Raw genomic sequence first — 12,634 nt, 5'->3', positions numbered from 1 at the left:
GGTCAATTGCAGCTAGGGCCAGCGACTTCTGCGGGCCGTCGGAGCCGGTGAAGGCGGCTTCAGTTGCGGAAAGGTCCGTGATGCCGCTCTACGCTTACCGCTGCCCGGAGTGCCAGGACTTCGAGATCCAGGCTTCAATGGGGCAGGTCCCCGAATCGGCGCAGTGCCCGGGTTGCGGCACGCCCTCACGGCGCAGGTTCACCGCCCCGCATCTTTCCCGCTCCTCCACCAGCGCCTACCGGCTGATCGAAGACTCGGCCCGCTCCGCTTCGGAGCCCGCCGTCGTCAGCTCTCCCGGAGGACGCCGGCACCCATCCAATGCCGGCGGAACCACCCTGAATCCGCTCCACCAAAAACTCCCAAGACCCGACTAAGCGCCACAATTTCAAAGGAGAAGTTATGCCTCAAGTCGTCTTTCCCCTCGATTCCTCGAAGAAGTTCGAGGACCAGGAAAAACTCGGCCACAACCGGTGGCATCCGGAAATTCCTCCTGTTGCCGTAGTGAAACCGGGGGAGTCTTTCCGGGTGGACTGCCGGGAATGGTTCGACGGCGCAGTCGTCAACGACGATTCTGCGGAGGACATCCTCAACGCTCCGCTGCTGACCGTCCACAAGCTCAGCGGGCCATTCGGGGTGGAAGGTGCGAAGCCGGGCGACCTGCTGGTGGTGGACATCCTCGACGTCGGGCCCATTCCGCAGGAGGATTCCGGCCCGCTCGCCGGGCAGGGCTGGGGCTACACGGGGATTTTCGCCAAGGAGAACGGGGGAGGGTTCCTGACGGAGCAGTTCCCTGACGCATACAAGGCCATCTGGGATTTCAACGGCCAGACGGCCACCTCCCGCCACGTTCCCGGTGTCTCCTTCACCGGACTGATCCATCCCGGGCTCATGGGCACCGCGCCGTCGGCATCCCTGCTTGCCAAATGGAACAAGCGCGAGGGCGATCTGATCGCCACGGACCCGCACCGGGTTCCGCCGCTGGCCCTCCCGCCGGAAGCCGAACACGCTGTCCTGGGCGGACTGCCCCGGGAGGACTGGAGCCGCGTCGGCAGTGAAGCCGCGCGCACGGCACCCCCGCGGGAAAACGGCGGCAACCAGGACATCAAGAACCTCTCCAAGGGATCAAGGATCTTCTATCCGGTGTTCGTGGACGGAGCGAACCTGTCCGTCGGCGACCTCCACTTCTCCCAGGGCGACGGCGAAATCACCTTCTGCGGCGCCATTGAGATGGGCGGCTTCATCGATCTGCGGGTGGACATCATCAAGGGCGGTATGGACACGTACGGCGTCCACGAGAATGCGATCTTCATGCCCGGCAACGTGGATCCTCAGTTCAGCGAGTGGATTGCGTTCTCCGGGACATCGGTGACGCTCGACGGCGAGCAGCGCTACCTCGATTCGCACCTGTCCTACCAGCGTGCCTGCCTGCACGCGATCGACTACCTGACCAAGTTTGGCTACAGCCCCGAACAGGCTTATCTGCTGCTCGGCGCCGCTCCCATCGAGGGCCGGCTGTCCGGCGTGGTGGACATTCCGAATTCCTGTTCCACGGTGTACATCCCGACGTCGATCTTCGACTTCGATGTGCGGCCCTCCAGCTCCGGGCCGTTCCAAATCGATCCGGGCATGGGGGCACCGCGGGCCAGCAACCGCTGAGCGGCCGGCCCAGGCCAGGCTTGGCCTGGGCCTGGGCCGGCGGCCGGCGGCGGAACTACCGGTACTTCCGATGCAGGTTCTCCTTGGGCGAGCCGTCGGTGGCCCAGGCGGAGATCCACGGGCCTGTACCCTCCGACTGGTCCAGGATGCCTTCTTCCAGCCAGGTATAGCGGCCGTCCAGCACCTTCTTTGAGAGCCGATGATCCTCCGGATCGGAGTTTTTCCACAGCTCGGTGAACAGAGCGTCGACCCGGACCCGGGATTGGGCGCAGAAGGTGTCAGCAAGCTCGAAGGCTGTGGCACCTTCGCCGGCATCCCGCTGCCGGATCGTCTCGGCCTTCATGCAGACCGCGGACATCGCGAACAGTTCCGCCCCGATGTCCACAATCCGGCCGAGGAACGCCTGGTGGTGTTCCAGTCCGGCCTGCCAGCGGGCCATGCCGTAGAAGGTGGAGCGTGCCAGCTTCCGCGACGCCCGCTCGGCGTAACGCAGATGCTTGCCCAGCGGGCCAAACTCGGCGTACGACGTCGGCACGTTCCCCCGTCCCACAGCCAGCGTGGGCAGCCACTTGCCGTAGAATCCGCTGGCCTTGGCTCCGGCTTTCACCTTGTTACCCAGCGCGGCATCCGCGACCGCGAGGTCCCCGGCCGCCCGCAGGTGGGCGTCCACGGCCTCACGGGCGATCAGCAGGTGCATGATCTCCGTGGAACCTTCGAAGACCCGGTTGATCCGCAGATCCCGGAGCTGCTGTTCCGCCGCCACCGCGCGCTCTCCCCGCGCGGCCAGGGACGCTGCGGTTTCGAAGCCGCGCCCGCCGCGTACCTGCACCAGTTCGTCGGCAATGTTGTAGGCCATTTCGCTGGCCCACAGTTTGGCCAGCGCCGCCTCGATCCGAATGTCCTTGGTGCCGGCGTCGGCCATTTCCGCAGAAAGTTCAAACACCGATTCCAGGGCAAACGTGGTGGCGGCAATGAAGGCCAGCTTCTTGCCTACGGCCTCATGGCGTCCGATCGGCCTGCCCCACTGCTCGCGGGCCCCGGACCAGCCGCGGGCGATCTTCAGCGACCATTTTCCTCCCGCCGCGCACATCGCGGGAATGGACAGCCGCCCCGTGTTCAGGGTGGTCAGCGCAATCTTCAGCCCCTGGCCTTCGCGGCCCACCATGTTCCGGGCCGGGACGCGGACGCCGCGGAGCCGGGTCACCCCGTTCTCGATGCCGCGCAGGCCCATGAAGTTGTTGCGGTTCTCCACGGTGATGCCGGGCGCATCCATCTCCACGATGAAGGCGCTGATGCCGCCCTTCTGGCCGTCGTGCGGCGGGACAGCGGCCATTACGACGACGAGCTCAGCGATCACGCCGTTGGTGGTCCAGAGCTTCACGCCGTCCAGCACGTATTCGCTGCCGTCCGCGGAAGGGACCGCTGTGGTGCGCATCCGCGCCGGGTCCGAGCCGACGTCGGGTTCGGTAAGCAGAAACGCGGTGATGGCGCCGGCGGCGCAGCGCGGCAGGTACTCCTGGCGCTGTTCCTCGGTGCCGAACACCTTCACGGGCTCCGGCACGCCGATGGACAAATCAGCGGAAACCAGGGCTCCGAGGCTGGGATGCACGGTGCCCAGGATCATCAGGGCCCGGCCGTAGTAAAGCAGGGAAAGCCCCAGCCCACCGTATTTCCGGGGGATCTTGATGCCGAAAACGCCCAGCTCCGCCAGGCCGCTGAGGTACTCGTCCGGGATGATTCCGGTGCTTTCGATGAGCTGGCCGTCCAGGGTGGCGCAGTACGCGGTGAGGTCGGCCAGGAACTTCTCCGAACGTTCGGTCTCCACCCGCGGGAGAGCCGGGTGCGGGCGGATCAGGGAGAGGTCGAAGTCGCCCAGATAAATCCCCTTGGCGAAACTCGGCCGCTGCTCGTCAGTGATCCGCGATGCTTCGGCGACATCTCGGGCGTCCTTCTCACTGACCTCGCGTTCCCGGAGCCTGCGGACGGAATCGTCCGCGCCGGTGTTTTGGGCATCCTGCAGATTAGTGGAACTCATGTGTTTTCCCCTAGTGCCTGGTTGGTCAGGACCGCTCCCGTGCAGCCCCGGCTCGCTGTGCCGACCATGCTACGCGTTACTACTGGCCGGTAAAGGGGTAACGGATAACCCGGATGCAGCTGCGGGCGATCCCGCACGGTTGGCCAGCGGGATCCGTCAGTTTGGGGCCGCAGCAGCAGGGGTGAGCTTGACAGTCACCCCTGCCCTGAGGTTTGGATAGTAAGTACACTGAGGATTTGGAACGCCAGCCACAGCTATTTCAGGGGGAACCAGGGAATGCAGAATGATGCTGATTGGGAGGCCATTCGGCTGTTGTCCACAGCAGCGCGGATGCTGCGCCGGGAAATGGATAATCGGCTCCGTGCCATGGGCTTGACCCAGGAGCGGGTGACCGCGTTAAAGGTGCTGCGGGATGCGGGCCCGATGCGGCGGGCGGAGCTCGCCCGCCGGCTGCGGGTCACTGCGCAGACGCTGGGGACCACGCTGGTCAGCATGCAGGCACAGGGCCTGGTCAACGAACTCGGCGATGACGCCCATGGTGCTCCGCGCCGCGCCGTGGACATTTCCGACTACGGGCGCACGGCCCTCGAGGACGCGATCCGCCTGGAGGGCCAAAACCTCATCGCCGAACTGCGCCCGGCGCTTCGCCGTGAATTGATCTCGCTCATTACTGAACTGGAAAGCAGCCGCCAATACGGCACCGCCGGTGCCTGAAGCCCGTGGAGCGCGCCGACAGCCGGCCGCTGCCGCGAGGTAACGTGGAACCATGAGCGAAGGTATCCGCGTAGCCGCAGCAGTAGAGATCGACGAGGGCGAGGCAGTCACTGTGGATTCGCAGACCGCCGGAACGGGGGATGACATTGCCGTCTTCCACAGCGACGACGGTAACTTCTACGCCCTGAACGACACCTGCACCCATGAAGAAGCGTCCCTGGCAGAAGGCTGGATTGAGGACGGCGAAGTCGAATGCCCCGTCCATTCCGCCCGCTTCTGCCTTAAAACCGGTGCAGCGATGTGCCTTCCCGCCACTGTCGACGCCGTTGCCCACCGTGTGGAGGTTATTGACGGCGACGTCATCCTCTACCCCGGCGTTACCCCCTCCGCCTCCTAATCATGGCCGATACCGCCTGCCAGCCCGAATCCGTAGCGATTATCGGCGCCGGCCCGGCCGGATTCAGCGCTGCCGCGCAGCTGCGGCAGCGCGGATACGCCGGTAACGTCACGCTGATTGACCCTGCCGGACAACCGCACGACAGGCCGCCGCTGAGCAAGGCGTACCTGGCGGGGGCGCTGGAAACCTCCGGCCTGGCGCTCGCCGCCCCGGACTGGTTCAGCGCAAATGCCGTTGAGCTGGTAACCGGCACCGCGCTCGCGATCGATCCCGGCGCGGGAACGCTCACGCTGGCCGGCGGCACAGTACTCCACGCAGATATCCTGCTGCTCGCCACCGGGGGAGCAGCCCGCACGCCCCGCTTCCCGGGGACCGCCCGGGTCCACACACTGCGGACTAAGTCCGACGCCGATGCCCTGCGCCCCCAGCTGGGCGCGGGAAAGCGGCTCGCGATCATCGGGGCCGGATTGATTGGCGCCGAAGTTGCCTCGACCGCCGCGGCGCTGGGAACCGCCGTCGTGCTCATTGATCCCGTCCCCGTCCCGCTGGTTCCGGCCGTGGGGCAGGAACTTGCTGCGTACCTGCACTCGATGCACGCTGAAGCAGGCATCAAGACCATCACCGGACTGCCGGTGGATGTGCTCCCGGGTCCAAAGGGCTGCACGGTGCTCCTCGATGACGGGTCCCTCATTGACGCGGATGCCGTGCTGGCTGCGGTCGGAATGGTGCCTGATACGCGCCTTGCCGAGGATGCGGGTATTGCAGTGGATGATGGCGTACTGGTTGACGCCGCCGGTCGCACCAGCCATCCCCGTGTCTTCGCGGCAGGCGATTCCGTGCGCCGTCGAACCGGCGGAGTCCTTGCCCGCCGCTCTGAACACTGGGACTCTGCCGTCCGATCAGGCCGTGCCGCCGCTGCCGGGATCCTCGGCGGGGAGCCGGAACCGGAGGCTGTGCCCTGGTTCTGGACTGACCGTCACGGCGTCCATGCCGAAGCCGTGGGAAGCATGGCAGGTGAGGGGAAAACGGTGGAGCGCGGCTCGCCTGGGCCGGGCTACGTCGTCTTCCGCACTGCGCCGGACGGCACCCTGGCAGGCGCGGCAGGAGTGGACGCCGGCAACACCCTGCGTGCTGCCCGCCGGCTGATAGCGCTGAAAAAGCCGGTCTCTGCAGACCAGCTTGCCGATCCCGCCACTGACCTGCGCCGCTTGGTCCGCTCCCGCCCCTAACCGGAACCCTTCACCCATTAGGGCACATGCGCGTTGCGTATTTCCCCGCTTCGTAGGTTAGCCTTACCTTGCCGGAAAAAATCCGGCATCCCCATCCACATTTGCAAATATCTAGGAGCCCCCATGGCCCTGTCCCGCATGCGCAGTCTTGCGGCCGTCGCTGCCGTCGCCGTGCTGTCCCTGTCCGCCTGCTCCACGGGTTCGACGTCGTCGGACTCGGGCTCCGGCAGCGCCGCCGCTTCCAGCGACCAGTTCCCGGTCACCATCGAGCATGCCTTCGGTGAGACCACCATCGACGCCGTCCCCGAGCGCGTCGCAACCGTCTCCTGGGTCAACACCGACACCGCGCTGGCACTCGGAGTCGTTCCCGTAGGTATGCCGCTCTACGAGTGGGGCGGCAACGAAAACGGCACGACCCCGTGGATCGACCAGGCACTTGAAGAGCTCGGCGCACCGATCGGCTCGGAGAACGCTCCGGTCCAGTACCCGGAAACTGACGGCATCAACTTCGACGAAATCGCAGCCACCAATCCGGATGTGATCCTCGCTGCGTACTCCGGCATCACGCAGGAGGACTACGAGAAGCTCAGCTCGATCGCACCCGTGGTCGCCTACCCGGACGTCCCGTACTACACGTCCTGGCAGGACTCCGCCACCATGATTGGTGAAGCCCTCGGCAAGAGCGAGGAAGCCGCCAAGCTCGTGGAGGAAACCGAGAAGGCCATCACCGACAAGGCGGCCGAATACCCGGAGCTCGCCGGAACCAGCTTCATCTACGGCAACCTCGACACCACGGCCGGTGCCGACCAGATCTCCATCTACACCTCCGGTGACAACCGCCCCAAGTTCCTGAAGGAACTGGGAATGGTCCAGGCGCCGATCGTTGATGAGAACGCACCTGCTGACGCGTTCTATCTGACTTGGTCACCGGAACGCGCCAACGAGCTCGAAGCTGACCTGTTCGTGAGCTGGGTGGCCGACGACGCCGCCAAGGAAGCGATAGTCGCCGATCCGCTGCTGAGCCAAATCCCGGCCGTCAAGAACGGCGGACTCGTGGCAGATTCGGACAACACGCTGACCCTGTCCATCTCCGCGGCGAATGTCCTGAGCATCCCCTACGCCCTGGACAACTTTGTTCCGCTTCTCGGCGAGGCCGCAGCACAGGTGAAGTAATTCCGCAGTCCCGCAAATACCCCTTCGGTCTCCCGGCCGAAGGGGTATTTTCGTTTAGGTCCCTGCATAGCGGACGCAGATCACATAATTGGACAGGCACCCCGGGGGGTTTGCCATTATCAGCAGGATGCAGGAATTCTTTGATGTCATCGATCCACTCAAACCGCTGATCGCCGTCGTCGCGGCTGTCGCGGCAGCGCTCGTTGCCGCGCGGATCGTCCGCAGCTCCACCACGCGCATCTTCCGGAAAGTCCCACGGATCCGGGAAGTGAGTGCACTGGGACGCAACCCGCTGCGGCTGGTCCTCGCCCTGATCGGCTCCCGGATCGCGCTTTCCGCCACTGCCAGGTCTGAGTCTTGGTATGGGGCTGTGGACTATGTCCTGGTCATCAGCCTGATCGCGGCGATCGGCTGGCTCGCCGTCGTTACCCTGCTGATCGTCGAAGCCGTGGTGCTGACGAAGTACGACACTGACACCAAGGACAACCGGCGGCTGCGCCGGCTGAAAACGCAGATCATCCTGGGCCGCCGCGTCGCCGTGGCGCTGGTCATCACCGTGGCAGTGGCTTGTGTGCTGCTGACCATCGACGAGGTCCGGGCGCTGGGTGCGGGCCTTCTTGCCTCGGCCGGCCTGCTCTCCATCGTCGCCGGCCTGGCGGTGCAGAGCACCCTGGGCAATGTCTTCGCTGGACTGCAGCTGGCCTTCACCGACGCGATCCGGGTGGACGACGTCGTAGTGGTGGAAGGTCAGTGGGGTAAGATCGAGGAAATCACCATGACGTACGTGGTGGTTCACATCTGGGACGACCGCCGAATGATCCTGCCCTCCACGTACTTCACCTCCACGCCCTTCGAAAACTGGACGCGGAAGCACTCGGACATTCTGGGCACCGTGGAACTGGACCTCGACTGGGAAACGCCGGTCACGGAACTGCGTGGGGAGCTGAAGCGGATCCTGGCCGGTACCGACCTCTGGGATGGGCGGACCAGCGTCCTGCAGGTGACGGACGCCGTCCAGGGGCTCGTCCGGGTACGGATTCTCGTGTCCGCTCCGGACAGCGGCACGCTCTTTGATCTCCGGTGCCTGGTGCGCGAGTCCATGGTGTCCTTCCTGCAGCAGAACCACCCGTCCGCGCTGCCGCGGCAGCGGTTCGAGCAGCTCACCGAAACCGCCAGGGACCTTGCCCCACGGCGGCGGGGGACGCGGCGGAACCCCGGCGGCGATCTGGAGGACACCAGCACGTCGCAGCTGTTCACCGGCAGCATTGATGCGGTTGAGCGCAACCGCAGTTTTGCCGGTCCCGGAGCCGATGTCTGGGAGGACCGGGACGAGCACACCGACCGCTAGGTGTTGACAACCCGGGGGTGGAGAGGGCTGGAATGATACCCACGGCGCGGCCGGCGCAGCATGCGGTGGACTGCGGAAGACGACGGAGAGGAAACCGGAGACATGGTTGACCAGTACGTGATCCACGAATTGCAGGGCTGCACGGTCTGGGCCAAGGATGGTGAACGGCTGGGGCTGGTGGGCAACGTCCACTTGGACCGTGCCACCGGGGAGCCTGCCTGGGTCACGGTGGCACTGGGCCTGTTTGAAGGCCGTCAGTACTTCGTGCCGCTGGCTGGAGCCCGCCGCGACGACGACGACCTCTACGTCAACTACTCCCGGAAGGCGATCGAAGACTCCCCGGACATGGACCACGAGGGTGCGCTGACCCCGGACGAGGAAGCGGCGCTGGAGGACTACTACAAAGGCTGGTGACGTCTGCACAGGTTGGCAGCGGCGGCAGGCCTGCTTGGACCTAAGCCTGCTTAGTAATACGATGGGTTCTCCGGATCCGATCAGCCAGGAGGGCCCCATGGCTCAGCAGGACAGCACCCAGCAGGATGGTGCTTCGCTCGGAACGGCTGCCAAGCCGGATTCACCGACGGAAGTCACCAAGCCCAGCTGGATGTACATCTTCCGCAAGACCATCCGCGAGTTCTCCAAGGACCAGTGCACCGACCTGGCAGCCGCGCTGACCTACTACACGGTCCTTTCGCTCTTCCCGGCACTGCTGGCCATGGTTTCCATCCTCGGCCTGGTGGGGCAGGCGGAAAGCACCACCAATGCCATGCTGGACTTCCTGGAGACGTTTGCACCTGAGGACGCCGTTGCCCTGGTCAGCGGTCCGATTGAACAGCTCACCTCCTCACAGGCAGCCGGGCTGGCGCTCTTTGTTGGTATTGCCGGTGCGCTGTGGTCGGCGTCGGGCTACGTGGGCGCCTTCGGCCGCTCGATGAATCGAATCTACGAGGTCGAGGAAGGCCGGCCCATCTGGAAGCTGCGTCCCCTCCAGCTGCTGGTCACCCTGATCGCGATCCTCTTGGTTGCCGGCCTGCTGATCATGCTGGTCATCAGCGGACCGATTGCCGAGACGATCGGAAACTACATTGGCATGGGCAGCGAGGCCGTGCTCATCTGGAACATTGCCAAGTGGCCGGTCATGGTACTCTTCGCCATCGTGATCATTGCCCTGCTGTATTACGCCACGCCCAACGTCAAGCAGCCCAAATTCCGCTGGATGAGCATGGGTGCCTTCCTGGCCCTGATCGTGATGGCCATCGCCACCCTGGGATTCGCCTTCTACGTAAGTAACTTCGGCAGCTACAACGCCACTTACGGCGCCATCGGCGGCGTGATCGTGCTGCTGCTGTGGATCTGGCTGGTCAACATCTCCCTGCTCTTTGGTGCTGAGTTCGACGCCGAAGTGGAGCGCGGCCGCGAACTCCAGGCCGGCATCCAGGCCGAGCACTCGATCCAGCTCCCGCCGCGGGACACCACTCAGATGGACAAGCGTGCGGAACAGGAAGCAAAGGATGTCCAGCAGGGCCGCGAGCTGCGGCAGCAGCACGCTGGCAAGGACTACGACGACGACTTGTAAGACGCTCGAAAACCATCGGCCCGCACCCCCAGCTGCGGGTCCGGGCCGATGGTTTATTAGCTTCCGGCTGGCTTAGCGCCCGGGGCCCAGCAACGGCGAATCGGGCACACCGGCCTGCTCGCTGAGTCCGTCGAGTACATCCTGGAAGGCCCGGAGGGAAGACCTCTGCGGCTCCCAGCCCAGCAGCTCCCGGGCCCGGGAGGTGTCCATCAGCGGAGCGCCGGCGGCCATATCGATCCAGCCTGGATCCGTCGCCTGGAGCCGTGCCGCCCAAGTAAGCGCTACCACGGCACGGATCAGGCCAACGGGAACGTTCAGGATCCTGCGGGCCCCCAGCAACCCTGCGAGGAGTTCAGGTGTGATGACCGGATCCGCGGCGATGTTGTAGGCCCCTTCAGCGCGCTGATCGATCACCCGCCAATAGGCATCGGCCATGTCATCGGCGTGGACCACCTGGAAGGAGAACTCAGCAGGCAGCGGAATCAGCGGCAGGCTCAGCCGGTTCAGGATGAACCGGGGCACCAGCGGTCCCAGGAAATACCGCCCGATCTCACTGCCCGCGTCGGACTGGAAAATCAGTCCCGGACGCAGGCGGGCAACGCGAATCTCCGGGTAACGGTGCTCGAACTCATCCAGCAGTTCCTCCTGTTCTCCCTTGTGCCGGCTGTAATGGGAAGTGGCGATACCGCGCGCCGGCCAGGATTCGTCCGTAAGGGAGTCCTTGGGGGCGGGGGAGTAGGCACCCACCGAGGACGCGCACACCACCTGGCGGACACCGGCTTCGGCGGCAGCGGAAAGCATATTCTCGGTCCCGTGCACGTTGATCCGGTGCAGCTCTGCCTCGTCGCGGTTGGGCTGGATGGCCCAGATAAGGTGGACCACCGCATCAACGCCGTCGAGCACCTCCGCCAGTTCATCCCGTCCGGAGCCGGAAGCGACGTCAATGCTGTGCCATTGCACGCCTTCGTACGGTCCGGTCGCCTGGGACGGTATCCGGCGCGCGACGCCGATGATCTCCAGTCCGTCCGGGCGTTCAGCCCGCGCCGCCTGCAGTCGGCGCAGGACGGCAGTTCCCACGTTCCCGGTGGCTCCGAGGACGGCTACACGCATCACGATGTCCCTTCGTTTCGGCAAAAAACCCAGCGCCGCGCAGGCAGCACTGTTGGTCCACGACTCTACAGGCGGAGCAGCGTCCGCGGGCAGGGCGTTACGGTGGAACAAGACGGAACGATTCGGCTGATTGGATGGAGTGGATATGACGGGCACACCCGAGCAGAAAACGGACAGCAGGGAAACCGGCGCGGATTACAGCACCCGCGGCTCCTACGTATCCGGCGGGCAGGAATACACCCGGGACACCAACTACATTGAAACGCGCATCACCCGCGACGGACGCGACGGCTACCCCGTGGAACCGGGCCGGTACCGGCTGGTAGCCGCACGCGCCTGCCCCTGGGCCAACCGCACCATCATCGTCCGGCGCCTCCTGGGGCTTGAGGATGCCATCTCCCTCGGTCTGCCCGGTCCCACGCACGATTCGCGCAGCTGGACCTTCGACCTTGACCCGGACGGGAAAGACCCGGTGCTTGGCATCGAACGCCTGCAGGAAGCCTTCTTCCGCCGCGTACCGGGCTACACCCGGGGGATCACCGTCCCGGCTGTCGTGGACATCCCCACCGGCGCTGTGGTGACGAACAACTTCCCCCAAATCACCGAGGACTTTTGCTCTGAGTGGACCGAGTTCCACCGCGACGGCGCACCTGACCTGTGGCCGGCCGCTCATCTGGAGGAAATGCGCGCAGTGAATAAGCGTGTGTTCACGGAAGTGAACAACGGCGTTTACCGCTGCGGCTTCGCCGGATCCCAGGAAGCATATGACGCTGCGTACGAGCGGCTCTGGACTGCCATGGACTGGCTGGAGGAGCGCCTGTCCAAGCAGCGCTACCTGATCGGGGACACCATTACCGAAGCCGACGTTCGGCTGTTCACCACCTTGGTCCGCTTCGACGCGGTCTATCACGGACACTTCAAGTGCAACCGGAACAAGCTTACCGAGATGCCGGCCCTCTGGGGCTACGCCCGGGACCTCTTCCAGACCCCTGGCTTCGGGGACACCGTGGACTTCGTGCAGATCAAGCAGCACTACTACATCGTGCACGAGGACCTGAATCCCACGCAGATCGTCCCCGCCGGGCCGGACACCTCCGGGTGGCTGACCCCGCACGGCCGGGAAGCGCTCGGCGGGCGGCCCTTCGGCGACGGGACTCCTCCCGGCCCGGTCCGTGCGGGCGAGGAAGTTGCCCCCGGGCACGGCGCCTAAGACCCGGTCCGCCGGTCCGGCCCCGTCCCGGGCCGGCCCGGCGGATCCTGAGCCGCCTGACGAGGGCGCTGTCTGAGCGGAAGGCGGTCTAATACGGCATGGAACTGTTTCTTAATTTGACTCGCCGTAGGTTAGCCTTACTTAAGTTCAATTCCGCTGCCTTCAGGAGGTGCCGCCGTGACCTCA

At 65.2% G+C, this 12,634-nt stretch carries 12 protein-coding genes; 10 read left to right on the top strand and 2 right to left on the bottom strand.

Features of this window, described 5'->3' with window-relative positions:
- Window positions 1-80: 80 nt before the first annotated feature.
- Window positions 81-374: an FmdB family zinc ribbon protein gene (locus H9638_RS12670; protein ID WP_191747825.1), complete on the top strand. Its 294-nt coding sequence runs from the start codon at window positions 81-83 to the stop codon at window positions 372-374.
- Window positions 375-399: 25 nt separating this feature from the next.
- A complete protein-coding gene (gene fmdA / locus H9638_RS12665) occupies window positions 400-1,656 on the top strand; it encodes a formamidase (RefSeq protein WP_191747823.1) in 1,257 nt (418 codons plus the stop codon).
- Between the two features lie 55 nt (window positions 1,657-1,711).
- On the opposite strand, the gene H9638_RS12660 is transcribed toward fmdA, so the two are convergent.
- Window positions 1,712-3,691 carry an acyl-CoA dehydrogenase family protein gene (locus tag H9638_RS12660; protein ID WP_191747821.1) on the bottom strand — a complete coding sequence of 660 codons (1,980 nt, stop codon included), beginning with the start codon at window positions 3,689-3,691 and terminating at the stop codon, window positions 1,712-1,714.
- Window positions 3,692-3,967: 276 nt separating this feature from the next.
- Between H9638_RS12660 and H9638_RS12655 the strand changes: the two genes are divergently transcribed.
- The 7 genes from H9638_RS12655 to H9638_RS12625 all read left to right on the top strand — a co-directional run bounded on the left by H9638_RS12655 (window position 3,968) and on the right by H9638_RS12625 (window position 10,128).
- On the top strand, window positions 3,968-4,405 hold the full coding sequence (locus H9638_RS12655) for a MarR family transcriptional regulator (RefSeq protein ID WP_191747819.1): 438 nt from the start codon (window positions 3,968-3,970) through the stop codon (window positions 4,403-4,405).
- A gap of 52 nt (window positions 4,406-4,457) precedes the next feature.
- Window positions 4,458-4,802 (top strand): bifunctional 3-phenylpropionate/cinnamic acid dioxygenase ferredoxin subunit, encoded by a 345-nt coding sequence (locus H9638_RS12650; RefSeq protein ID WP_191747817.1) that lies wholly within the window; start codon window positions 4,458-4,460, stop codon window positions 4,800-4,802.
- 2 nt (window positions 4,803-4,804) lie between these two features.
- Window positions 4,805-6,031, top strand: coding sequence for an NAD(P)/FAD-dependent oxidoreductase (locus H9638_RS12645; RefSeq protein ID WP_191747815.1), 1,227 nt, complete (start codon window positions 4,805-4,807; stop codon window positions 6,029-6,031).
- A gap of 123 nt (window positions 6,032-6,154) precedes the next feature.
- Window positions 6,155-7,204 (top strand): iron-siderophore ABC transporter substrate-binding protein, encoded by a 1,050-nt coding sequence (locus H9638_RS12640; RefSeq protein WP_191747813.1) that lies wholly within the window; start codon window positions 6,155-6,157, stop codon window positions 7,202-7,204.
- Between the two features lie 127 nt (window positions 7,205-7,331).
- Window positions 7,332-8,552, top strand: a complete 1,221-nt coding sequence (locus H9638_RS12635) for a mechanosensitive ion channel family protein (RefSeq protein WP_191747812.1) — start codon at window positions 7,332-7,334, stop codon at window positions 8,550-8,552.
- A gap of 60 nt (window positions 8,553-8,612) precedes the next feature.
- On the top strand, window positions 8,613-8,966 hold the full coding sequence (locus H9638_RS12630) for a PRC-barrel domain-containing protein (protein WP_225217354.1): 354 nt from the start codon (window positions 8,613-8,615) through the stop codon (window positions 8,964-8,966).
- Between the two features lie 97 nt (window positions 8,967-9,063).
- Window positions 9,064-10,128 carry a YihY/virulence factor BrkB family protein gene (locus H9638_RS12625; RefSeq protein ID WP_191747808.1) on the top strand — a complete coding sequence of 355 codons (1,065 nt, stop codon included), beginning with the start codon at window positions 9,064-9,066 and terminating at the stop codon, window positions 10,126-10,128.
- A 72-nt stretch (window positions 10,129-10,200) separates the two neighbouring features.
- On the opposite strand, the gene H9638_RS12620 is transcribed toward H9638_RS12625, so the two are convergent.
- Window positions 10,201-11,238 (bottom strand): NAD-dependent epimerase/dehydratase family protein, encoded by a 1,038-nt coding sequence (locus tag H9638_RS12620; RefSeq protein WP_191747806.1) that lies wholly within the window; start codon window positions 11,236-11,238, stop codon window positions 10,201-10,203.
- Between the two features lie 145 nt (window positions 11,239-11,383).
- On the opposite strand from H9638_RS12620, the gene H9638_RS12615 reads away from it, so the two are divergent.
- Window positions 11,384-12,448, top strand: coding sequence for a glutathione S-transferase family protein (locus H9638_RS12615; protein WP_191747804.1), 1,065 nt, complete (start codon window positions 11,384-11,386; stop codon window positions 12,446-12,448).
- Window positions 12,449-12,634 lie beyond the last annotated feature (186 nt).

Origin of the sequence: Arthrobacter pullicola, from assembly GCF_014836875.1 — a bacterium.
Lineage (GTDB): Bacteria > Actinomycetota > Actinomycetes > Actinomycetales > Micrococcaceae > Arthrobacter_B > Arthrobacter_B pullicola.
This window is presented reverse-complemented; position numbering and strand designations above follow the sequence as displayed.